We start from the raw sequence: 22,020 nt of genomic DNA on the forward strand, positions 1-22,020 counted from the left end.
TGCGGGGATCAAGGCCTGCATAGATTCGATTCTCGCGAGCATCGATCAGGCGGCGCCCGGCGGGCCCGGCTCGCGCTCCGCCTGACGCTGTGCCGAGCGCAGCGTCTTCTGCGTCTCCTCGATATGCTGGCGCAGCAGCCGGACTGCCTTCTTCACCTCGCCCTCGCGGCACAGTTCGAGCAGCCGGTAATGCTCGCGCTGCGGACGCTCCTTGCCGGTCGCCTGCGACACCAGCGCCCGCGTGAAGCGGCTGACATGGCCGTAATTCGCCTCGATCATCGCGAGCAGGCGCGGACGATTGCATGGCGCGTAGAGCGTGGCGTGGAACGTCCAGTTGAAGGCGCCCCATTTCGCCGGATCGGGCTCCGCGTCATAGGCACGGAGAATCTTGGTGGCTCCGTCGAGATCGAGCTCGCCCATCGCGGGGATCGCCAGCCGCAGCGCATGGCATTCGAGCGCGATGCGGATCTCGAGCAGCTCGATCACCTCGTCGATCGAGAGATCGGAGACGACAGCGCCGCGGTTGGGCAGGATCGTGACAAAACCCTCGGCCTCGAGCTGCCGCAACGCCTCGCGCACCGGGATGCGGCTGGTCCCGAACCGCTCGGCGAGTTCGTCCTGCCGTAGCTGGATACCGGGCGCGAGTTCGCCCGAGCTGATTGCAGCCCGCAGAGCCTCGCGCACGGTGTCCGGTGCGGAACCGTGAGGTCCGGCGGCTCGATTGCTGGCGGCGGTTCCAGGTCCCATCCGGCTCCCCCTCTCGCTGCGTGACCCGGCAAGGATATCCGAGCACAGCACGATTGTATAAAATTTATTTGCCGATTATGCAATGCTGTGTATAAAATCTCACGTTTTCGTATCCAACACCGCCGGCATCAAGGAGCGCGCGATGAGGCAAGCCGCCAACCGATTGATTTACTTGGCACTTTTCGCAACCACGATGTCCGCGCCGGCCTACGCCCAGTCGCCCGGCGGCACCCTGGCCAAGATCAGGGATAGCGGCGAGATCAGGCTCGGGCACCGCGACGTCTCGGTGCCGTTCTCCTATCTCGACGACAACCAGAAGCCGGTCGGCTTCGCGATGGACCTTTGCGGCCGGATCGTCGATGCGGTGAAGCGCGAGCTCAAGCTGCCGTCGCTGCAAACCAAATTGCAGCCGATCCAGCTCTCGACCCAGATCCCGCTGATCGAGAACGGCACCATCGACATCGTCTGCGGCCCCGCCACCAACACGCTGGAGCGGCAGAAGGTGGTGGCGTTCAGCAACACGATCTTCGTCTCGAGCATCCGCGCCGCGGTGCGCAAGGATGGGCCGATCAAGACGTTTGAGGACATGAACGGCCGGGCGGTGTCGCTGACCTCGGGCTCGACCTCGATCGGCCTGCTGACGGCGCGCGCCCAGGAGAAGAATTTTCAGACCAAGAACATGCTGACCCCGGATCACGGCGCCTCGTTCCTGGCGCTGACCACCGGACGCAGCGACGCCTTCGTGATGGACGACATCCTGCTCGCCAGCCTGATCGCGAACAGCGCCAATCCGGCCGACTGGCGCATCATCGACGACAGCCTGCGCACCGAGCCCTACGGGCTGATCATCCGCAAGGGCGATGGTGAGTTCAAGGCGCTGGTCGACAAGACGCTGGTCGCGATGATGACGAACAACGAATTCCAGGAGCTCTACGCAAAGTGGTTCACGCGGCCGATTCCGCCGAAGAACGTGAACCTGAATTTCCCGATGACCGCGCCGCTGAAGGATGCGGTCGCCAACCCCAACGACAAGGGCGTGTGACGGCGAGTCGATTAGAGCGCGATGAAGTTAGGTTGAATCGGATTGACCGCGGGTTCGATCCACCTCTCCCCGACGGGGAGAGGTCGATTTGCGCAGCAAATCGGGTGAGGGGCTCCAGCTCCAATGAGAGACCGCGACCCCTCACCCGGATCGCACCTTCGATGCGATCCGACCTCTCCCAAGGGAGAGGTGAAGCTCCGATGCCGCTCCAGCTCACCTAATCTCATCGCGCAAGAGAGCGCTCACCGGGCGCGGAATTCCCGCCGTCCGGCGAGAACGCCGGACGGCGGGAATGGATGGGGTCAGACGCCGGCCATCATCACGTATTTGATCTCGACATATTCATCCATGCCGTGGCGCGAGCCTTCGCGGCCGAGGCCGCTTTCCTTGACGCCGCCGAACGGCGCCACCTCGGTGGTGATCAGGCCGGTGTTGACGCCGACCATGCCGGACTCCAGCGCTTCGGCGACGCGCCAGACCCGGCCGATATCACGCGAGTAGAAGTAGGAGGCGAGGCCGAACGGTGAGTTGTTGCACATCGCAACCACCTCGGCCTCGTCCTTGAAGCGGAACACCGGCGCCAAGGGCCCGAACGTCTCCTCATGCGCGACCAGCGCGTCCGGCTTCACGTTGGCGAGCACGGTCGGCTCAAAGAACGAGCCGCCGAGCGCGTGGCGCTTGCCGCCGGTGATGATCTTGGCGCCGCCCTTGACGGCATTCTCGATGTGCTTCTCGACCTTGAGCACGGCGTCCATGTTGATCAGCGGGCCCTGGGTCACGCCCGCTTCGGTGCCGTCGCCAACCTTCATCGCGGCGACCTTCTTCGACAGCTTGTCGACGAATTCGTCGTAGATCTTGTCCTGGGCATAGAGGCGGTTGGCGCAGACGCAGGTCTGGCCCATGTTGCGATATTTCGAGACGATGGCGCCCTCGACCGCGGCGTCGATATCGGCGTCGTCGAACACCACGAACGGCGCGTTGCCGCCGAGCTCGAGGCCGAGCTTCTTCACGCCGACCGCGGCCTGCTCGTAGAGGATCTTGCCGACCTCGGTGGAGCCGGTGAAGCCGACGAAGCGCACCGCAGGATGCTCGCACAGCACCTTGCCGATCGCCGACGAATTGCCGGTAAGGATGTTGAACACGCCCTTCGGCACGCCGGCCTTTTCCGCCAGCGCAACGAGCGCCAGCGCCGTCAGCGGGGTCTCGTTGGCGGGCTTCAGCACCACGGTGCAGCCGGCCGCCAGCGCCGGCGAGACCTTTCGGGTGATCATCGAGCACGGGAAATTCCACGGCGTGATCGCGCCGCAGACGCCGATCGGCTGCCGGATCGCGAGCAGCCGCGCATCGGCGCGCTGCGTCGGAATGGTCTCGCCATAGACCCGACGCGCCTCCTCGGCAAAGAACTCGACATAGGCGCCGCCGATATCGATCTCGCCGAGCGCTTCAGTGAGCGGCTTGCCCTGCTCGGAGGTCAGGATCAGCGCGAGGTCCTCGCGGTTGGCGGCGATCAGTTCGAACCATTTGCGCAAGATGTTGGAGCGCTGCTTGGCGGTCAGCTTGGCCCAGGCCGGGAACGCGCGCTCGGCGGCTTCCACCGCCTGCGTCGTCTCCGCGGTGCTCATGACCGGCACCTTGGCCAGTTCCACGCCGTTGACCGGATTGGTCACCGGACGCGACGGGGTTCCGACCCAGGCGCCGTCGATGAAGCAGCGGTCGCGCAGCAGCGACGGGTCCTTCAGCTGCAGGGAAGATGCGGATTGCGTGGCGCGTGCGGCGACGGGCGGGGTCATGGCGTTGCTCCTCGATTTTTTTGGAGGGGGTATTGCCGCCTATATAGGCCGAAACGCGGACAGATGCATTGCCCGCGGCGCGCGCCTGCTGGCGCGCAAATGCGGCTCTATCCGCCCGTCATTCCGGCACGATGCGGCTCACACCGCGCCGCCGCTCATATAGGTCTCGCGGCGGCCGATCATGCGTTCGGCGGCGGCCTTGGCGTCCGCCTTGGTCGAGGTTGCGCAGGTGCGGTATTCGAGATCGGCCTGCGCGGCCGGGTCGCGGCGGCTGAACCAGGATTTCGCGCCGGTCTGCAGCAGCGCGAGCGCCTGCGCCACGTTTTCGACCGCCTCGAACGAGTGCAGCGCACCGGTACCGGCGTAGCGAACCTCATAAAGGCCAGGGCTGATCGGCGCCTCGATATTCTCGCCGCGGCCAGGCCGCGGATAGCGCTTCCATTCACTCCAGGTCGAAATCATTGCTGCGTCCCCGCAACCCCGAATATGACGATCGTTTTCGTCAAATCATTTGAACCGCGCCGCACCTTTTGTGCAGCGATCTGAATGCGTTAATATAAAAAATCAGGCACCAAAATCGATTTCTCCATCACGTTACCGTGGGCATCGGCGGGGGTCACGCGGCTTGCCGCGACGTCCACCGCAAAATCTCCACGCGTGGTTTACATCCGGTGCGCGCCGGCGCGGCGCAAGGTCGGCGTAAGGGCCTCACCATCACGCGATCGCGACACAATCGCGCCTCGCGTCCGCCTTGCGGGACCCGGAAAGCGGGACGATGATCCCGCCACTCCAGAACAATGTCCCACCGGAGGAGACCCCCAATGCAAAGCAAGGCTCAGATCGATCAGGTGCTGCGTCAGAAGAGCGAGGCAAAGGAGATTCCCGGCGTCGTCGCCATCGCGGCGACCGGCAACGAGGTGATCTATCAGGGCGCGTTCGGCAAACGCGACCTCTCCAAGAGCGATGCGATGACCCAGGACAGCGTGTTCTGGATCGCCTCGATGACCAAGGCGGTGACCTGCGCGGGCGCGATGCAGCTCGTCGAACAGGGAAAACTGTCGCTCGACGAGCCGATCGGCAAGCTGCTGCCCGAGCTCGCCGCGCCGCAGGTGCTGGACGGTTTCGACGCCAAGGGCGAACCAAAACTGCGGCCGGCGAAGGGGCAGATCACGCTGCGCCAGCTCATGACCCACACCGCCGGCTTCTGCTACGATCTGTGGAACGCCGACATGGGCAAATACATGGAGAAGACCGGCACGCCCGGGATCATCTCCTGCCTCAATGCCGCGCTGAAGACCCCGCTCGCCAGCGATCCCGGCACGCGCTGGGAATACGGCATCAATATCGACTTCGTCGGCAAGGCCGTGGAGGCCGCATCCGGCAAGAAGCTCGATGCCTATCTGCGCGACAACATGTTCGCGCCGCTCGGCATGGGCGAGACCGGCTTCAAGATCTCGGACGACATGCGCAAGCGGCTGGTCGGCATGCATGCGCGCGGCGAGGACGGCACGCTGGCGGCGATCCCGTTCGAGCTCGAGCAGAACCCTGAATTCCACATGGGCGGCGGCGGGCTGTATTCGACCGCGGCCGACTACATCAAGTTCTGCCAGATGATCCTCAACAAGGGCAAAGGCAACGGCAACCAGCTGCTGAAGCCGGAGACGGTCGCGGCGATGGGCCAGAACCAGATGGGCGATCTCAGCGTCACCAAGATGACGACGGCGGCGCCGCCCTTCACAAATGACGTCGATCTCTATCCGGACCAGGTGAAGAAATGGGGGCTGAGCTTCCTGATCAACACCGCCAAGACACCGGAAGGCCGCAGCCCCGGCAGCCTCGCCTGGGCCGGGCTCGCCAACACCTACTACTGGATCGATCCGTCGCGCGATGTCTGCGGCGTGATCCTGACGCAACTGCTGCCGTTCGCTGACAAGCACAGCCTGGAGGCCTTTGCAGGCTTCGAGCGCGGCATCTATGGCGGGCTCGCCGGCAGCGGGCAGAAGGCGGCTTGAAAATCACCTCGCCCCGCTTGCGGGGAGAGGTCGGATCGCATCGAAGATGCGATCCGGGTGAGGGGGAGCCTCCGCAAATTCAACTGCTACCGTTCATGCGGAGGCAGCCCCTCACCCCGACCCTCTCCCCGTGAAGAACGGGGAGAGGGAGCCGTACAGCACCGCCGCGGATCGCAGGCGCGCACGTCGCGATACCCGCCATAGGTCGGGCCTATCAGGCCCGATCCAAACCGCTAAGATCGCGCTCAACGCGACGACAAACGCGAGGAGGAACGATCTTGATGCCTAAGATCTTGGCACCCAAGGCGGACAGCTATGTTTGCGGCATTTCCGATACGCCGCTGCTCGGCGAAACCATCGGCCGCAGCCTCGATCGCGCGCGGGCGCGCTGGGGCGAGCGCGAGGCGCTGGTGTCGCCCAGCCACAATGTGCGCTGGACCTGGAACGAGTTCGCCGAACGTGTCGAGGCGCTGGCGGCGGGCTTTCTCGCGCTCGGCCTGCAACGCGGCGAGCGGATCGGGATCTGGTCGCTGAACCGGCCGGAATGGACGCTGACGCAATTCGCCGCCGCCAAGGCCGGGCTGATCCTCGTCACTATCAATCCGGCCTATCGCCTGAGCGAGCTCGAATTCGCGCTCGGCAAGGTCGGCTGCGCCGCGATCGTCACCGCGACCGCGTTCAAGACCTCGGCCTATATGGACATGATCAACACGCTGCTGCCCGAACTGGCGCGCGCCGAACCCGGCCAGCTGCGCTCGGCCCGGCTGCCGCAGCTGCGCGCGGTGATCCAGATCGGCGGCCCGGCGGCGCCGGGCACGATTCCGTTCGAGCAGGTAGCGCAGATGGGCGGGCCGCGGCACCGCGAGCAGCTTCTTGCGCTCGGCGAAAGCCTGCAGTTCGACGATCCCGTCAACATCCAGTTCACCAGCGGCACCACCGGCTCGCCCAAGGGCGTGACGCTGACCCATCACAACATCCTCAACAACGGCTACTTCACCGGTCGCGCGATGCGGCTGACCGAGCAGGACCGCATCTGCATCCCGGTGCCGCTCTATCACTGCTTCGGCATGGTGATGGGCAACCTCGCTTCGGTCACGCTCGGCACCACCATGGTGTATCCCGGCGAGGGCTTTGATCCGCTGGCGACGCTGACCACGGTGGCGCAGGAGAAATGCACGACGCTGTACGGCGTGCCGACCATGTTCATCGCCGAGCTCGATCATCCGGAATTTGCGCACTTCGACCTGTCGTCGCTGCGCACCGGCATCATGGCCGGCGCGCCCTGCCCGATCGAGGTGATGAAGCGCGTCAACACCGAGATGAACATGCGCGAGGTGACGATCGCCTACGGCATGACCGAGACCAGCCCGGTGAGCTTTCAGAGCGCGACCGACGATCCGCTGGAGCGACGCGTCTCCACCGTCGGCCGCATCCATCCGCATGTCGAGGTCAAGGTCGTCGACCTCGACGGCAAGGTGGTAGCACGCGGCGAACGCGGCGAGCTCTGCACCCGCGGCTACAGCGTGATGCTCGGCTATTGGGACGAGAAGGAGAAGACATCCGACGTGCTCGACGCCAATGGCTGGATGCACACCGGCGATCTCGCCGTGATCGACGACGAGGGCCATTGCAACATCGTCGGCCGCATCAAGGACATGGTCATCAGAGGCGGCGAGAACCTCTATCCGCGCGAGATCGAGGAATTTTTGTACCGCCACCCCAAGATCCAGGACGTGCAGATTTTCGGCGTCGCCGACGACCGCTATGGCGAGGAGCTGTGCGCCTGGGTGCGCTTGCGGTCAGGCGAGACGCTGACCGAGGACGAGGTGCGCGCGTTCTGCCAGGGCCAGATCGCCCACAACAAGATCCCGCGCTATGTCGAATTCGTCGAGGAATTCCCGATGACGGTGACCGGGAAGATCCAGAAATTCGTGATGCGCGAGGCCGTGGAGAAGCGGCTGGGGCTGAAGGCGGCGAAGACGGCGTGAGGTCGCTCCCTTCTCCCTCTCCCCGTTCTTCACGGGGAGAGGGTTGGGGTGAGGGGCTGCTTCCGCAAATTCGATGCGGAGGAGTGCGCGGAGACTCCCCCTCACCCGGAATGCATCTGGCGATGCATTCCGGCCTCTCCCCGCAGGCGGGGAGAGGCGAAGGAAAACCTACACCAGCAGCCCCTTCGCCTTCGCCAGCTCCTTCAGCGACACCAGCGGGCGGGCGCCGATGTGCTGGATCACTTCGGCGGCGGCAAGTGCGCCGAGACGGCCGGCGTTCTCGTAGCCGACATTGCGGACCAGGCCGACCAGGAAGCCGGCGGCGAACAGGTCGCCGGCGCCGGTGGTGTCGACCAGCCTGTCGATCGGATAGGCCGGTGCTGCGACCACGCCCTCCTTCGACACCACGACGCAGCCCTTCTCGCTGCGGGTGACGACGCCGAGTTTTGTATCAACGCCGAACTGCTTCAGCGCGGTGTCGAAGTCCGCGGTCTGGTACAGCGAATGCAGCTCGGACTCGTTGGAGAACACCAGGTCGACGATGCCCTTGCGCATCAGCTCGAGGAATTCGTCGCGGTAGCGGTCGACGCAGAATGAATCCGACAGCGTCAGCGCGACCTGGCGGCCGGCGCCATGCGCGATCGTCGCCGCCTTCACGAACGCGTCCTTGGCGTTCTTCGGATCCCAGAGATAGCCTTCGAGATAGATGATGCTGGCGGCTTCGATCTGAGCCGGATCGATGTCGTCGGGCGTCAGATCCTGCGCGGCGCCGAGATAGGTGTTCATGGTGCGCTCGCCGTCCGGCGTCACCAGAATGTAGGAGCAGCCGGTGGCCGGCCCGGTCACATTCGGCTTGGTGTCGAAGGTGACGCCGGCGGCGCGGATATCGTGGACATAGAGCCGGCCGATCTGGTCGTCCTTGACCTTGCCGACATAGGCCGCGCGGGCGCCGAAATTGCCGACACCGAAGATGGTGTTGGCGGCGGAGCCGCCCGACATCTCGGTCGCCGTGCCCATGTCGCTGTAGATCGCGGTGGCACGGGCTTCGTCGATCAGTTGCATCGAGCCCTTGGTCATGCCGTGACGGGCGAGGAATCCTTCGTCGGTCTGCACCAGCACGTCGAAGATCGCGTTGCCGATTCCGAGAACGTCGTATTTTGCGTCAGCCATAGACCTGCCCTGTTTTGCGGCATCGGAGCGGGTGAGGTTCATCAAACCGCCCTTCCACCCGATGCTTGCGGATTGACCATGATCGAAGCCCCGGCCCGCTGTTCCCGATCATGCCCGGCGAGAGGCTGCGGCCTATCACGTTAGGCATGATGGCAGCAAGCGACGCCGAGCAGTTGCCCATTCCGTCATCCCCGCGCTGTTTGATCCGTCATCCGCGCGCTCTTTGACCCGTCATCCTGAGGCGCTCGCCTCTTCGGCGAGCCTCGAAGGATGCACGGCCCGACTGTGGCCGATTCATCCTTCGAGGCTCGCCCAACGGCGCAAGCACGCCGCAAGGCTCGCACCTCAGGATGACGGGTTTGTTAGCTCAACTTGCTCGGTGTCATCACCCGCGCATGCGGGTGATCCAGTATTCCAGAGGCAGTGGTGAATGAACCGAGAGGCCGCGGCGTACTGGATCGCCCGGTCAAGCCGGGCGATGACAGCGGTGGGTGAGGTCAAAGCTTCACACCCTCTCAGGATGACGGATTTGATAGGGTGCCGCTGGCGGCGGCGCTTGTCGCTGCTATACAGACACAATGCTCCGCTCCTTCCTCACGGTGTCCTCGGGAACGCTGGCGTCGCGGCTGCTCGGCTTCGTGCGCGATTCCGTGATCGCGGCGCTGCTTGGTGCGGGGCCGGTGGCGGATGCGTTCCTGGCGGCGTTTCAGCTCGTCAATGTGGTGCGGCGGCTGCTCGCCGAGGGCGGGCTGAACGCCGCGCTGGTGCCAGCATGGCTGAAAGCGCGCGATCGCGACGGCGCGGACGCCGCGACCGCCTTTGCCGGCCGCGTGCTCGGCACCGTCAGCGCAATTGTGATCGTGGCCGCGCTCGTGCTCGGCCTCGTGATGCCGCTGGTGATCGCGGCGATCGCGCCGGGCTTTGTCGGCCGCGACACGCTGCAATTCGCCGTCGATGACGCGCGGTTGATGCTGCCCTATCTCGCCTTCGCCGGCCCCGTCACCGTGATGATGGCGCTGCTCAATGCGCAGGGCCGCTTCGCGCTGACGGCATTCTCGCCGCTGCTGTTCAACATCGCGCTGATATCAGTGATGGCGGTGCTGCTGGTGCGGCAGCACGATCCGGTGCAGGCCGCGCTGGTGATGGCGGCGACCATCGGCGTCGCCGGCTTGCTGCAGCTGTCGATGCTGGCGCTGCGCGGCGCGAAATTCGCGTCGCCGCTGCGCGTCGCGTTCGATCCCGAGATGCGCGGCTTCCTCGGCCGCGCGGTGCCCGGCATGGTCGCGAGCAGCGCGCCGCAATGGCTGATGGTGGCGGGCGCGGTGATCGCCTCGACCTCGCCGTCGGCGGTGTCCTGGCTCTATTTCGCCAACCGCCTGCTCGAGCTGCCGCTCGGCATCGTCGGCGTCGCGATGGGCACCGTGCTGATCCCCGAGATGACGCGCGCGGTGCGCAGCGGCGAGCACGCCGCGATTGCGCATGCGGAATCGCGCGCGCTCGAACTTGCGGCCGGGCTGGCGCTGCCGGCGACACTCGGCCTGATGGTGCTGAGCACTCCGATCGTGCGCATGCTGTTCGAGCACGGCGCATTCACGGCCGCGGATACCGCGGCAACCGCGCAGGCCCTGATCTGGCTGACACTGACGCTGCCGGCCCACGTGCTGGTGAAGGCGCTGTCGCCGGCATTCTTTGCGCGCGAGGACACCCTGACGCCGCTGCTCGCGACGCTGAAATCCATCGTGGTCGCGATCGCCGCGGCCTTCGTGCTCGGCCATCTGTTCGGCGCCAACGGGATCGCCGCCGGGATTGCGCTCGGCGCCTGGAGCAATGCGGCGTCGCTGATCCGCAAGGGCGCGGCGACCTTCGGCTTTGCGATCGATGCCGACGCCCGCCGCCGGCTGCCGCGGATCCTGGCCGCTGCGCTCGCGATGGGCGTGCTGCTGTGGCTTGCCACCGGCGCCCTGCCGGCCGCGACCCGCCACGGCTTCGTGCAAGCCGCATCCCTCCTCGTGCTGATCGCCGTCGGGATCGCCGCTTACGGGCTGCTTTTGCAGCTTTTCGGCGTCACCGGCTGGCGCGAGGCGGTTAACGCCATCAGGCAAAGGCATCCGGCGTGACTTGCGCGCGCGGGCCTTAAGTGGCAAACGACGCCGCCAAAGCCAGCATTCCGGGAATCTTGACCATGGCGTTCGTTGAACGGGTTTTCTCAGGCGTCCAGCCGACGGGCAATCTGCACCTCGGCAACTATCTCGGCGCCATCGTCAACTTCGTGAAGATGCAGCAGACGCACAACTGCATCTACTGCGTCGTCGACATGCACGCGATCACGCAAGGCGTCGAGGTCTGGGGCGGCCCGGCCGAGCTGGCGCGCAACACCCGCGAAGTGACCGCGGCGTTCATCGCTGCCGGCATCGATGCCAAGAAGCACATCGTGTTCAACCAGAGCCAGATCGCCGGCCATGCCGAGCTGACCTGGATCTTCAACTGCGTCGCGCGGATCGGCTGGCTGAACCGCATGACCCAGTTCAAGGAGAAGGCCGGCAAGGACCGCGAGAACGCCTCCGTCGGCCTCTACGACTATCCGGTGCTGATGGCCGCCGACATCCTGCTGTACCGCGCCACCCATGTGCCGGTCGGCGAGGACCAGAAGCAGCATCTGGAGCTCTCGCGCGACATCGCGCAGAAGTTCAACAACGATTTTGCGGATTCGATCCGCGGCCATGGCTTTGCCGACGGCCTGTTCTTTCCGCAGCCGGAGCCGCTGATCACCGGGCCTGCGACGCGGGTGATGAGCCTGCGCGACGGCACCAAGAAGATGTCGAAGTCGGATGCGTCGGACAATTCGCGCATCAACCTGACCGACGACGCCGACACCATCGCGCAGAAGATCCGCAAGGCGAAGACCGATCCGGAGCCGCTGCCGTCGGAGGAGAAGGGCCTCGAGCCGCGCCCCGAGGCCGACAATCTGGTCGGCATCTACGCGGCGCTCGCCGGCATCTCCAAGCAGGAGGTGCTGAAGCAGTTCGGCGGCGGCCAGTTCTCCAGCTTCAAGAACGCGCTGGTCGAGGTGTGCGTCGCAAAACTGGCGCCGATCGCACGCGAGATGAAGAAGCTGATGGCCGATCCCGGCCATGTCGATGCGGTGCTGGCCGACGGCGCCAACCGCGCCCGCGGCATCGCCGACGAGACGATGCGCACCACCAAGGACATCGTCGGCTTCATCCGCCAGCGCTGACACGCCCGGCAAGAACTGCGCGCGCCCTCTCCCAAACGGAGAGGGAGTGTGGCAGCATGGGTTGGTTTGGTTCAGCACCGGGACATGCATGACCACCCAGCGACGCAGCTATGAGACGGGCCACCAGCCCAAATGCCTGGTCATCGTCGACGACACCGCCGAATGGGACCGCGCGGTCTATTATGCCAGCCGGTGGGCGATCCGGGTCGGCGGCGGCGTGGTAATGCTGCGGGTGATCGAGACCGAGGACCAGAACCAGCAATGGCTCGGCGTCGCCGACATCATGCGCGCCGAGGCCGAGGAGACCGCCAACGAGGCGCTCGACCGTGCCGCCGGCCGCGCCAACGGCATCGCCGCGATCACCCCGGAGCGGGTGATTCGCGAGGGCGACCCGACCGAGCAGATCCTCGACGTGATCGAGAAGGACGTCGATATCGCCATGCTGGTGCTGGCGGCCAATCCGGGCGCCGAGGGCCCCGGGCCGATCATCACCACCATGGCCAAAACCATGGGCGCGTTCCCGATTCCGGTCACCATCGTGCCCGGCGGCCTGACCGACGCCGAGATCGACGCCCTGTCCTAGCTGCGACGAGATTGGGTTATGCTGGCGCGGCATCGGAAGTTTACCTCTCCCTTGGGAGAGGTCGGCGCGTAGCGCCGGGTGAGGGGTTACGGTCTCTCGTTGAGCTGCGGCCCCTCACCCGATTTGCTGGCGCAAATCGACCTCTCCCCGTCGGGGAGAGGTGAACCGAACCGGAGGCCAAACCGCTTCAACTCAACCTTGTCCTACTCCAAGGCATGGGTAAGCCCCCCGGAACCGCGGTTTTGCGGCTTGATCGGCGGCTTTTTAGTTGCCATTTGAAGGGGGAACCCCAACGCGCCGGCCTTGAACCGGCGACGCCGGAGACAGCAAATGTTCATTCAGACCGAAGCCACACCCAATCCCGCCACCCTGAAGTTCATTCCGGGCCGCACCGTGCTCGACAGCGGGACCATGGAATTCTCCTCGCCGGAGGCCGCGGCACGCTCGCCGCTCGCCGAACGGCTGTTCGCCGTGTCGGGCGTCACCGGCGTGTTCTACGGCTCCGACTTCGTCACCGTGACCAAGGCGGACGGCGACTGGCAGCACCTCAAGCCCGCGATCCTCGGCGCCATCATGGAGCACTACATGTCGGGCGCGCCGCTGCTCGCCGACGGCAGCGTGGCCGACGACGCCGGCGATCAAGCCGACGAATTCTTCGACGAGGCAGATGCCGAGACCGTCGAGCAGATCAAGGACCTGATCGAGACCCGGGTGCGTCCGGCGGTCGCCAATGACGGCGGCGACATCACCTTCCGCGGCTTCAAGGACGGCATCGTCTATCTCAACATGAAGGGCTCCTGCGCCGGCTGCCCGTCATCGACCGCGACCTTGCAGCACGGCATCCAGAACCTGCTCCGGCACTTTGTGCCCGACGTGCAGGAAGTCCGGCCGATGTAATGGGGAGGCGAATGGTGAATAGCGAATGGCGAATAGCAATCCGCTTTGATTCCCTATTCGCTATTCCCTACTGGCCATTCGCCCCCTCATGATGATTCTCGCCATCGATACGGCGCTCGATGCCTGCGCCGCGGCGGTGCTCGACACCACCTCCGGCAATACCATCGCCATCGAATCGCAGCTGATGCAGCGCGGCCATGCCGAGGCGCTGATGCCGCTGATCGACCGGGTGATGAAGGAGAGCGGCATCGGCTTTGCCGGGCTTGACCGCATCGCCGTCACCACCGGCCCCGGCAGCTTCACCGGCCTGCGCGTCGGCCTCTCGGCGGCGCGCGGCCTCGCGCTCGCCGCGGACAAGCCGGTGGTCGGGCTCTCGACCCTCGCCGCCTATGCCGCGCCCGTGGTGGCCGAGAACGGCGAGCACCCCATCCTGTCGGCGATCGATGCGCGGCACGATCACGTCTATTTCCAGCTGGTCGGCGGCGACGGCAGTCCGATGCTGAAGCCGAAGGTGGCGCCGATCGCGGAGGCGCTCGAGGCCGTGCAGTTCGGCGCGCTGCATCTGGTCGGCAACGCCGCGAGCATTCTTGCCGAACGCTGGCCCGCCGACGCGACGCCGCCGGTCAAGGTCGACAAGCAGGCCGCGCCCGACATCACCTGGGTGGCCTGGGTCGGCGCCGCCGTCGATCCGGACAGCGCGCCGCCGCGCCCGTTCTACCTGCGCGCACCGGATGCCAAGCCGCCGCGGGATCAACTCCAGGTCAGCGCGCCGCCATCGCCATGAAAGACTGGCTTGCACGATGGTGGGGCGGCGGCACGCCCGCGGTCGAGCCCGCGACGCTGCGCGATGCGGCGCGGCTCGCACAGCTGCACGGCGCGTCGTTCCACCGCGGCTGGGGCGAAGGCGAGTTCGAGACCATGCTGACCGAGCGCAACACGCTGGTGCATCGCCTGCGGCAGGGACGCAAGATCATCGGCTTCGCGGTCTCGCGCATGGCGGCAGATGAAGCGGAGATCCTCTCGATCGCGATCGATGCTAGCAAGCGCGGGCGCGGCCTGTCGCGCGACCTGCTGTTGACCCATCTGGGTCATCTTGCCGGCCGCGGCATCCGCACCATCTTTCTCGAGGTCGAAGAAAACAACCAGCCGGCGCGACGGCTCTATGAAAAGGCCGGATTCGGTGTGATCGGCCGCCGCGAACGCTATTACAAGCAGCCCGGCGGGGAACATTTGAACGCGCTTCTGATGCGGCGCGACTTGTCGTAACATCCGCGCGATGGCAGAACACTGCTCTGCTACCCCGAGGCTCTGGACCATGACCACGGTGAAAATCCCGCCTGTGCAGAAGAATACCGGCATCGAGGCGCGTTGCGCCGCGACCGGCATGCGCATGACCGAACAGCGCCGCGTCATCGCGCGCGTGCTGGCGGAAGCCGTGGATCACCCTGATGTCGAGGAGCTGTACCGCCGCTGTGTCGCGGTCGACGACAAGATCTCGATCTCGACGGTGTACCGCACCGTCAAGCTGTTCGAGGATGCCGGCATCATCGAGCGGCACGATTTCCGCGAGGGCCGCGCCCGCTACGAGCAGATGCCCGAAAGCCACCACGATCACCTGATCAATCTGCGCGACGGCAAGGTGATCGAATTCACCTCGGAAGAGATCGAGAAGCTGCAGGCCGAGATCGCGCGCCGGCTCGGCTACAAGCTGGTCGATCACCGGCTCGAGCTGTATTGCGTTCCGCTCGACGAAGAGAAATCCTGAACCGAGTGTCATTCGATCTCGTCATCTTCGATTGCGACGGCGTGCTTGTGGACAGCGAGGTGATCTCCTGTCGCGCGCATGCGGCGACGCTGACGCGTCACGGCTATCCGATCACACCCAGCGGCGTGCTGAAACGTTTTCTCGGCGTGTCCGATCGCGAGGCGCGGCAGATCGTGGAGAGCGAGATCGGCCGCAAGCTGCCCGACACATTCGAAGCCGAGGTCAAGCAGGCGACGCTCGGCTTCTATGCCGACGATCTCAGCGCGATCGCGCATGTCGGCGACGCCATCGCGGCGCTCGATCTTCCGAAATGCGTGGCCTCGAGCGGCACGCCGGAAAAAATCCGCCACGGCCTCGACTGCGCCGGGCTCTACGACCAGCTCGCGCCGCATATTTTCTCCGCCGTGCAGGTCAAGCGCGGCAAGCCGGCGCCCGATCTGTTCCTGTTCGCCGCCGAGCAGATGGGCGCGAATCCTGTGCGCTGCGTCGTGATCGAGGACAGCGTGCCCGGCGTCACCGGCGCCCGCGCCGCCGGGATGACGGTGCTCGGGTTCTATGGCGGCAGTCATTGCACCGCGGAGCATGAGGACATGCTGCGCCAGGCGGGGGCGGCGGTGACGTTCGCGGATATGCGCGAGTTGCCGGGGTTGATCGCTGAAATTGGCGCCAAAACCCCAGTTGCGTGAGTAACCTTCCCCTTCCCCCTGAAAGGGGGGAAGGTCGGGATGGGGGTCAGCCGCAGGCGACGCCCTCTGCGGAGGGAGCAGATCCCCACCCGCTTTGCTCTGGCGAGCAAAGCAACCTCCCCTTTTCAAGGGGAGGTTACAGGAACAGCCCGGGAACGCTGGATTTTCGCCGCTTTAGGCTATATCTGAGCCCCGGCGCCCGGATGGCGCCATCTCCAATCCACGACCTTGGGTTCCATGACGACGCCGCGCAAGCTGCACATCAAGTCCTATGGCTGCCAGATGAATGTCTACGATGCGCAGCGCATGGTGGACACGCTGGCCGGCGAGGGCTTTGTCGAGACGGCGAGCGCCGACGACGCGGATCTCGTGATCCTCAACACCTGCCACATCCGCGAGAAGGCATCGGAAAAAGTCTATTCCGAGCTCGGACGGCTGCGCGCCGCCAAGGAAGAGGCCGCGCGGGCGGGCCGCGAGATGAAGATCGCGGTCGCCGGCTGCGTCGCGCAGGCCGAAGGCGAGGAGATCATCCATCGCGCCCCGACCGTCGACATCGTGGTCGGCCCGCAAAGCTATCATCACCTGCCGCAGCTGCTGCAGCGCGCCAAAGCCAACGGCCGCGCGCTGGAGACGGAGTTTCCGGTCGAGGACAAGTTCGGCTTCCTGCCGCAGCCGAAGCCGGATGCGATCCGCGCGCGCGGCATCTCCGCGTTCGTCACCGTGCAGGAAGGCTGCGACAAGTTCTGCACCTTCTGCGTGGTGCCCTATACCCGCGGCGCGGAAGTCTCGCGTCCGGTTGCAAAAATCATCGACGATGTGAAGCAGCTCACCGACAACGGCGTGCGCGAGATCACGCTGATCGGGCAGAACGTCAACGCCTATCACGGCGAGGGCCCCGACGGCCTCGCCTGGCCGCTCGGCAAGCTGCTGCAGCGGCTTGCCGAAATTCCGGGCGTTGCGCGGCTGCGCTATTCGACCAGCCATCCCCGCGATGTCGACGATTCCCTGATCGCGGCGCATCGCGACCTGCCCGAGCTGATGCCGTTCGTGCACCTGCCGGTGCAATCGGGGTCGGACCGGATCCTTGCAGCCATGAACCGCAAACATACCGCCGATGACTACCGGCGCGTCATCGACCGGTTCCGGGCAGCCCGGCAAGACATTGCTTTTTCATCGGATTTTATCGTCGGCTTCCCCGGAGAGACCAGGGAAGAATTTTCCGCCACACTCGCGCTTGTCACGCAAATCGGCTACGCTGCAGCGTATTCATTCAAATATTCGCCCCGGCCAGGCACGCCGGCGGCGGAGATGCGGGAGACGGTGTCAGCTCTAGAGATGGACGAGCGCTTGGGGCGGCTTCAGGGACTGATCGACAGCCAGCAATCGGCCTTCAATCGAGCCGCGATCGGCACAACGGTCGATGTGCTGTTCGAGCGCGCTGCGCGCAATCCCGGCCAGATCGTCGGCCGCACCGCCTATCTGCAGCCCGCGCATGTGATGGCCTCGCCCGACATCATCGGAAAAATATTGCCGGTGCGGATCGACAGCCTCGAGCGCTACAGCCTGATCGGCGAGCTCGCGACATCAGCACCGAGCCTCGTTTCGCAGACCATTGGAGCCTGAAATCCTTGCCCAGAAGCGCATCGGATTCGTCTTCGCTCGCTCCCAGCCGCAAACCAGACATGCAAGCTCCACCACCTGAGACCCAGGTCGTCATCGATTTCGACGACAACCGCGCCGCATCGGCACTGGTCGGCCCCTACGGACAGAACCTCGCGTTGATCGAGCGGCGGCTCGGCGTCGTGGTCGATTCCCGCGGCAACCACGTCACCATCGCCGGTTCGCGCGACGGCTGCGACGCGGCGCGGCGCGTGCTCGAGACGCTCTATACGCAGGCCGTCGCCGGTCACGATGTCGACCAGGGCGAAGTCGAAGGCGCGATCCGCGCCGTGATCGCACAGGGCTCGCTGTTCGAGTTCGACAACAAGACCGCCAAGCCGACCTTCGAGACCATCAATCTGCGCAAGCGGGCGGTGCGGGCGCGCACCGCGGCGCAGGATTCCTACATCCGCGCGCTGAAGCGGCACGAACTGGTGTTCGGCATCGGACCCGCCGGCACCGGCAAGACCTGGCTCGCGGTCGCTCATGCTGCGCAACTGTTCGAGCGCAAGGAGGTCGACAAGATCATCCTGACCCGGCCCGCGGTCGAGGCCGGCGAACGGCTCGGATTTTTGCCGGGCGACCTCAAGGAGAAGGTCGATCCGTATCTGCGCCCGATCTATGATGCGCTGTACGATCTGATGGATGCCCGCGTCGTCGAGCGCGCGCTGCAGGGCAACGAGATCGAGATCGCGCCGCTCGCCTTCATGCGCGGCCGCACGCTGACCAATGCAGCGATCATTCTCGACGAGGCGCAGAACACCACGTCGATGCAGATGAAGATGTTTTTGACCCGTCTCGGCGAGAACAGCCGGATGATCGTCACCGGCGATCCCTCGCAGGTCGACCTGCCGCATGGCCAGGCCTCCGGGCTTGCGGAAGCCATGAAGCTGCTCGACGGCGTCGAGGGCATCGCGCAGGTGCATTTCAAGGCCGAGGACGTCATTCGCCATGAATTGGTGGCGCGCATCGTGGCCGCCTACGAGGGATTGCCGCAAAAGCCGGCAAACGCCAGATCTTGAGACCAATAGCTTCGGCCGCGAGCCCGCGCGATGCGGGTTCCGGCCATAACGCAGACGTTGGAACGAACGTGTCCGTGTTCCCCGCAACCGAGGTTCTCGTCACCGCCGACATCTGGCGGACCGAGCCCGATGCCGAAGCGGTGATCCATCGCGCCATCGAGGCGGCCGCGGAAATCGCCGACGCCGACGTCGCCGATGCCGAACTGGCAATCATGCTGACCGACGATGCCGGCATCCGCACGCTCAACGCCAACTGGCGCAAGATCGACAAGCCGACCAACGTGCTGTCGTTCCCGGCGCTGCAGCCCGAGGGCGACGGCAGCGACGACGATGCCCCGCGCATGCTCGGCGACATCGCGATCGCCTTCGAGACGACGCGGCGGGAAGCCGATGAGGAGCAGAAACCGTTCGACCATCATTTGAGCCATCTTGCGGTGCACGGTTTCCTGCATCTGATCGGCTACGACCACGAGAACGACGCCGATGCCGAAGACATGGAGAATCTCGAGCGCGAGATCCTCAAACGCCTCGGCATTCCCGACCCCTATGCGGATCGGATCGACTGACATGGCGGATTCCGAACCGACCCACGACAATCCGCGCAACGTGAGCAATCTCCCCGCAGTGGTGCATGACGGCGAGGTGCAGCGCCCCGCGGCCGAGGGCTGGCTGGTGCGCGCGATCCGCACGCTGTTCGGCTGGAAGGCCGGCTCGGTGCGCGACGATCTGCAGGTCGTGCTCGATGCCTCGACGCCCGACGACGTCGGCTTTTCCGCGATCGAGCGCACCATGTTGCGCAACATCCTGTCGCTCAACGAGCGGCGGATCGCCGACGTCATGGTGCACCGCGCCGACATCGTCGCGGTCAAGCGCGACATTCCGCTCGGCGAATTGATGAGCCTGTTCGAGAGCGCGGCGCATTCGCGGCTCGTGGTCTACAACGAAACCCTCGACGATCCCGAGGGCATGGTGCACATCCGCGACCTGCTCGCCTTCATGACCGCGCGGGCGCGCGTCACCGACACGACCAAGACGCGGCGCAAGAAGCCGTTCCCGGCCGGGCTCGACCTGCGCGCGGTCGATCTCGCGCTGCCGCTGGCGGACGCCAACATCATCCGCAAGCTGCTCTATATCCCACCCTCGATGCGCGCGATCGATCTGTTGGCGCAGATGCAGGCCTCGCGCATCCATCTCGCGCTGGTGGTCGACGAATATGGCGGCACCGACGGGCTGGTCTCGATCGAGGACATCGTCGAGCAGATCGTCGGCGAGATCGACGACGAGCACGATTCCGACGAGCCGCCGTCGATCGTTCGCCAGCCGGACAACTCCTTCATCGCCGACGCGCGCGCCAGCCTCGACGACGTGCGCTCGGTGATCGGCGAGGATTTCGTCACCGGCGATGCCGGCGAGGAGGTCGAGACGCTGGGCGGCTATCTGGTGTCGTTCGTCGGCCGCCTGCCGGTGCGCGGCGAGGTGATTTCGGGACCGGGCAATTTCGAGGTCGAGGTGCTCGACGCCGATCCGCGGCGGGTGAAGCGGCTGCGCATCACCACCCGCAAGGAACGGCCGGCGCCGCGCAAGGAGCGCGAGCGGCGCCGCGAGCAGGCGCCTGACTCCGGAACCCCGCAGGCCAATGACAACACCCCGCCGCCGTCCGGCGATGGAGCCGGTCCGCAGTGAGGTTTTCCGACAAACTCCGCGCGGCCGGGCTGGCGGTCATCCTGACCTGGGGATGGAAGCGGGCCTTGATCGCGCTGCTCGCCGGCGCGCTGTCGGCGCTGGCGATGGCGCCGTTCAACGCCTGGCCGGTGCTGTTTCTGACCTTTTCTGTCGCGGTCTGGCTGATCGACGGCGCCGCGGCCGGACGCTGGCGCGGCGTGCCGGCGGCGGCGCTGTCCGGCTTCTGGTTCGGCCTCGGCTATTTCGTGCCGGGACTGTACTGGATCGGCTACGCCTTCTTCGTCGACGCGCAGACTTTCGCCTGGCTGACGCCGTTCGCGGTGCTCGGCCTGCCGGCCTATCTCGCGCTGTTCACCGCCTTCGGCTTCGGTCTGGCGCGATTGATCTGGCCGCGCGATATCACGCGCGTGCTGGCGCTCGCGGTCAGTCTGACGATTTCGGAATGGCTGCGCGGCCACATGCTGAGCGGCTTTCCGTGGAACGCGTTCGGCTATGCGCTGAGCGAGCCGCTGGCGCTGGCGCAAACCGCATCGCTGATCGGGCTGTGGGGCATGACATTCCTCGCGGTCGCGATCTTCGCGAGCCCGGCCGTGCTGATCGACGGCTTTTCGCGCGGCCGCCGGCCGTGGCTTGCGCCGCTTATGGGCGTGCTGGTGCTGGCGGCGATGCTGGCGTTCGGCGCGGTCCGCCTGTCGCTCGAGCCGACCAACATGGTCGCCGGCGTCAAGCTGCGCATCATGCAGCCCGACCTGCAGCAGGATGCCAAGTTCAACTACGCCGCCAAGGCGGCGGTGATGCAAAAATATCTCACTCTGTCGGATCGGGCGTCGGGACCGCAATCGACCGGCGTCAGCGACGCCACCATCCTGATCTGGCCGGAAAGTGCGTTTCCATTCTTCCTGACGCGGGAAGCCGACGCGATGGCGCAGATCGCCGATCTGCTGCCGCGTGGAACCGTGTTGCTGACAGGCTCGGTGCGCGCGCCCGACCTGCCGCCCGGCGTCCGCGTCACCCGCGCCTATAATTCGATCTATGTCATCGACCATGACGGCAGCGTGTTGTCGGTCTACGACAAGCTGCATCTGGTGCCGTTCGGCGAGTATCTGCCGTTCCAGCAGTGGATGGAGAAGCTCGGCTTCATGCAGCTCACCAAGGTGGTGGGCGGCTTCATCCCGGGCACGGTGCGCCGACCACTCGACGTGCCGAACGCGCCGCGCGCGCTGCCCCTGATCTGCTACGAGGCGATCTTTCCCGGCAATGTCGTCGAACGCGACGACCGCCCGGGCTGGATCATCAACCTCACCAATGACGGCTGGTTCGGCATCTCGACCGGTCCCTACCAGCATCTGCAGCAGGCCCGGATGCGTTCGATCGAGGAAGGGCTGCCGATGGTGCGTGCCGCCAATACGGGCATCTCCGCCGTGATCGATCCCGTGGGCCGGATGGTCGCGCAGCTCGGGCTCGGCATCGAGGGCGTGCTCGACGCCGGCCTGCCGGCGGCCATCGCGCCGACGATCTACGCACGTATCGGGAACATCCCGGCCGCCGTGATTGTGATGGTTGCCCTCGCAATCGTGTTGCGGCGGCGTTTTGCCAGGCGAAAAGCCTGACGGTGCATATCGCCGGTTGTCGCTGAACCCGAAAAAACGTCGAAATTTACCTCAGCGCGATTCCACCTGTTGACAGATTGACCGTGCACTTCGCATTGTACGGGTCCAATCGAAATCACAAGTCCAGTCAG

20 protein-coding genes are annotated in these 22,020 nt (G+C 65.6%); 16 read left to right on the top strand and 4 right to left on the bottom strand.

Features of this window, described 5'->3' with window-relative positions:
- Positions 1-45: 45 nt before the first annotated feature.
- Positions 46-747 carry a GntR family transcriptional regulator gene (locus tag XH93_RS00095; RefSeq protein WP_194471928.1) on the bottom strand — a complete coding sequence of 234 codons (702 nt, stop codon included), beginning with the start codon at positions 745-747 and terminating at the stop codon, positions 46-48.
- 172 nt (positions 748-919) lie between these two features.
- On the opposite strand from XH93_RS00095, the gene XH93_RS00100 reads away from it, so the two are divergent.
- Positions 920-1,789, top strand: a complete 870-nt coding sequence (locus XH93_RS00100; protein ID WP_246799452.1) for an amino acid ABC transporter substrate-binding protein — start codon at positions 920-922, stop codon at positions 1,787-1,789.
- Positions 1,790-2,091: 302 nt separating this feature from the next.
- Here XH93_RS00100 and XH93_RS00105 read toward each other — a convergent pair whose 3' ends face one another.
- Entirely contained in the window at positions 2,092-3,579 is a 1,488-nt protein-coding gene (locus XH93_RS00105; protein WP_194471930.1) for an NAD-dependent succinate-semialdehyde dehydrogenase, read from the bottom strand.
- A gap of 138 nt (positions 3,580-3,717) precedes the next feature.
- Entirely contained in the window at positions 3,718-4,041 is a 324-nt protein-coding gene (locus XH93_RS00110; RefSeq protein ID WP_139479331.1) for a hypothetical protein, read from the bottom strand.
- Positions 4,042-4,400: 359 nt separating this feature from the next.
- On the opposite strand from XH93_RS00110, the gene XH93_RS00115 reads away from it, so the two are divergent.
- The gene (locus XH93_RS00115; RefSeq protein WP_194471931.1) at positions 4,401-5,591 is read left to right on the top strand and encodes a serine hydrolase; all 1,191 of its coding nucleotides are present in this window, start codon (positions 4,401-4,403) and stop codon (positions 5,589-5,591) included.
- A 281-nt stretch (positions 5,592-5,872) separates the two neighbouring features.
- The gene (locus XH93_RS00120; RefSeq protein WP_194471932.1) at positions 5,873-7,579 is read left to right on the top strand and encodes an AMP-binding protein; all 1,707 of its coding nucleotides are present in this window, start codon (positions 5,873-5,875) and stop codon (positions 7,577-7,579) included.
- Between the two features lie 168 nt (positions 7,580-7,747).
- On the opposite strand, the gene XH93_RS00125 is transcribed toward XH93_RS00120, so the two are convergent.
- On the bottom strand, positions 7,748-8,749 hold the full coding sequence (locus XH93_RS00125; protein WP_194471933.1) for an adenosine kinase: 1,002 nt from the start codon (positions 8,747-8,749) through the stop codon (positions 7,748-7,750).
- Positions 8,750-9,327: 578 nt separating this feature from the next.
- Between XH93_RS00125 and murJ the strand changes: the two genes are divergently transcribed.
- The 13 genes from murJ to lnt all read left to right on the top strand — a co-directional run bounded on the left by murJ (position 9,328) and on the right by lnt (position 21,889).
- Complete coding sequence (murJ, locus tag XH93_RS00130) at positions 9,328-10,866, top strand: murein biosynthesis integral membrane protein MurJ (protein ID WP_194471934.1); 1,539 nt, start codon at positions 9,328-9,330, stop codon at positions 10,864-10,866.
- A gap of 65 nt (positions 10,867-10,931) precedes the next feature.
- The gene (gene trpS, locus XH93_RS00135) at positions 10,932-11,984 is read left to right on the top strand and encodes a tryptophan--tRNA ligase (RefSeq protein ID WP_194471935.1); all 1,053 of its coding nucleotides are present in this window, start codon (positions 10,932-10,934) and stop codon (positions 11,982-11,984) included.
- 88 nt (positions 11,985-12,072) lie between these two features.
- Positions 12,073-12,567 (top strand): universal stress protein, encoded by a 495-nt coding sequence (locus XH93_RS00140; protein WP_139479336.1) that lies wholly within the window; start codon positions 12,073-12,075, stop codon positions 12,565-12,567.
- A 330-nt stretch (positions 12,568-12,897) separates the two neighbouring features.
- The gene (locus XH93_RS00145) at positions 12,898-13,464 is read left to right on the top strand and encodes a NifU family protein (protein WP_139856902.1); all 567 of its coding nucleotides are present in this window, start codon (positions 12,898-12,900) and stop codon (positions 13,462-13,464) included.
- Between the two features lie 88 nt (positions 13,465-13,552).
- The gene (gene tsaB, locus XH93_RS00150) at positions 13,553-14,248 is read left to right on the top strand and encodes a tRNA (adenosine(37)-N6)-threonylcarbamoyltransferase complex dimerization subunit type 1 TsaB (RefSeq protein ID WP_194471936.1); all 696 of its coding nucleotides are present in this window, start codon (positions 13,553-13,555) and stop codon (positions 14,246-14,248) included.
- Positions 14,245-14,730 carry a ribosomal protein S18-alanine N-acetyltransferase gene (gene rimI / locus XH93_RS00155; RefSeq protein ID WP_139479339.1) on the top strand — a complete coding sequence of 162 codons (486 nt, stop codon included), beginning with the start codon at positions 14,245-14,247 and terminating at the stop codon, positions 14,728-14,730. Before tsaB ends, rimI begins: the two co-directional genes overlap by 4 nt.
- A 49-nt stretch (positions 14,731-14,779) precedes the next feature.
- The gene (locus XH93_RS00160; protein ID WP_139479340.1) at positions 14,780-15,229 is read left to right on the top strand and encodes a Fur family transcriptional regulator; all 450 of its coding nucleotides are present in this window, start codon (positions 14,780-14,782) and stop codon (positions 15,227-15,229) included.
- 5 nt (positions 15,230-15,234) lie between these two features.
- Entirely contained in the window at positions 15,235-15,915 is a 681-nt protein-coding gene (locus XH93_RS00165) for an HAD family hydrolase (RefSeq protein ID WP_194471937.1), read from the top strand.
- Between the two features lie 237 nt (positions 15,916-16,152).
- On the top strand, positions 16,153-17,538 hold the full coding sequence (gene miaB / locus XH93_RS00170) for a tRNA (N6-isopentenyl adenosine(37)-C2)-methylthiotransferase MiaB (RefSeq protein WP_194471938.1): 1,386 nt from the start codon (positions 16,153-16,155) through the stop codon (positions 17,536-17,538).
- Positions 17,539-17,543: 5 nt separating this feature from the next.
- The gene (locus tag XH93_RS00175; protein ID WP_194471939.1) at positions 17,544-18,596 is read left to right on the top strand and encodes a PhoH family protein; all 1,053 of its coding nucleotides are present in this window, start codon (positions 17,544-17,546) and stop codon (positions 18,594-18,596) included.
- A gap of 68 nt (positions 18,597-18,664) precedes the next feature.
- A complete protein-coding gene (ybeY, locus tag XH93_RS00180; protein ID WP_139856888.1) occupies positions 18,665-19,162 on the top strand; it encodes an rRNA maturation RNase YbeY in 498 nt (165 codons plus the stop codon).
- A gap of 1 nt (position 19,163) precedes the next feature.
- Entirely contained in the window at positions 19,164-20,279 is a 1,116-nt protein-coding gene (locus tag XH93_RS00185) for a hemolysin family protein (protein ID WP_194471940.1), read from the top strand.
- Positions 20,276-21,889 carry an apolipoprotein N-acyltransferase gene (lnt, locus tag XH93_RS00190; protein WP_194471941.1) on the top strand — a complete coding sequence of 538 codons (1,614 nt, stop codon included), beginning with the start codon at positions 20,276-20,278 and terminating at the stop codon, positions 21,887-21,889. The genes XH93_RS00185 and lnt overlap by 4 nt, the downstream gene beginning before the upstream one ends.
- The last annotated feature ends 131 nt before the right edge of the window (positions 21,890-22,020 follow it).

This window comes from Bradyrhizobium sp. CCBAU 51753, assembly GCF_015291565.1.
Taxonomy (GTDB): Bacteria; Pseudomonadota; Alphaproteobacteria; order Rhizobiales; family Xanthobacteraceae; genus Bradyrhizobium; species Bradyrhizobium ivorense.

Excerpts from the sequence above, each read along its gene's own strand:
- XH93_RS00140 (WP_139479336.1), top strand. The coding sequence starts at position 12,073 with ATGACCACCCAGCGACGCAGCTATGAGACGGGCCACCAGCCCAAATGC.
- XH93_RS00115 (WP_194471931.1), top strand. The coding sequence starts at position 4,401 with ATGCAAAGCAAGGCTCAGATCGATCAGGTGCTGCGTCAGAAGAGCGAG.
- XH93_RS00120 (WP_194471932.1), top strand. The coding sequence starts at position 5,873 with ATGCCTAAGATCTTGGCACCCAAGGCGGACAGCTATGTTTGCGGCATT.
- XH93_RS00105 (WP_194471930.1), bottom strand. The coding sequence starts at position 3,579 with ATGACCCCGCCCGTCGCCGCACGCGCCACGCAATCCGCATCTTCCCTG.
- XH93_RS00110 (WP_139479331.1), bottom strand. The coding sequence starts at position 4,041 with ATGATTTCGACCTGGAGTGAATGGAAGCGCTATCCGCGGCCTGGCCGC.
- XH93_RS00160 (WP_139479340.1), top strand. The coding sequence starts at position 14,780 with ATGACCACGGTGAAAATCCCGCCTGTGCAGAAGAATACCGGCATCGAG.
- murJ (WP_194471934.1), top strand. The coding sequence starts at position 9,328 with ATGCTCCGCTCCTTCCTCACGGTGTCCTCGGGAACGCTGGCGTCGCGG.
- miaB (WP_194471938.1), top strand. The coding sequence starts at position 16,153 with ATGACGACGCCGCGCAAGCTGCACATCAAGTCCTATGGCTGCCAGATG.
- XH93_RS00125 (WP_194471933.1), bottom strand. The coding sequence starts at position 8,749 with ATGGCTGACGCAAAATACGACGTTCTCGGAATCGGCAACGCGATCTTC.
- XH93_RS00185 (WP_194471940.1), top strand. The coding sequence starts at position 19,164 with ATGGCGGATTCCGAACCGACCCACGACAATCCGCGCAACGTGAGCAAT.
- trpS (WP_194471935.1), top strand. The coding sequence starts at position 10,932 with ATGGCGTTCGTTGAACGGGTTTTCTCAGGCGTCCAGCCGACGGGCAAT.
- XH93_RS00145 (WP_139856902.1), top strand. The coding sequence starts at position 12,898 with ATGTTCATTCAGACCGAAGCCACACCCAATCCCGCCACCCTGAAGTTC.
- rimI (WP_139479339.1), top strand. The coding sequence starts at position 14,245 with ATGAAAGACTGGCTTGCACGATGGTGGGGCGGCGGCACGCCCGCGGTC.
- XH93_RS00095 (WP_194471928.1), bottom strand. The coding sequence starts at position 747 with ATGGGACCTGGAACCGCCGCCAGCAATCGAGCCGCCGGACCTCACGGT.
- tsaB (WP_194471936.1), top strand. The coding sequence starts at position 13,553 with ATGATGATTCTCGCCATCGATACGGCGCTCGATGCCTGCGCCGCGGCG.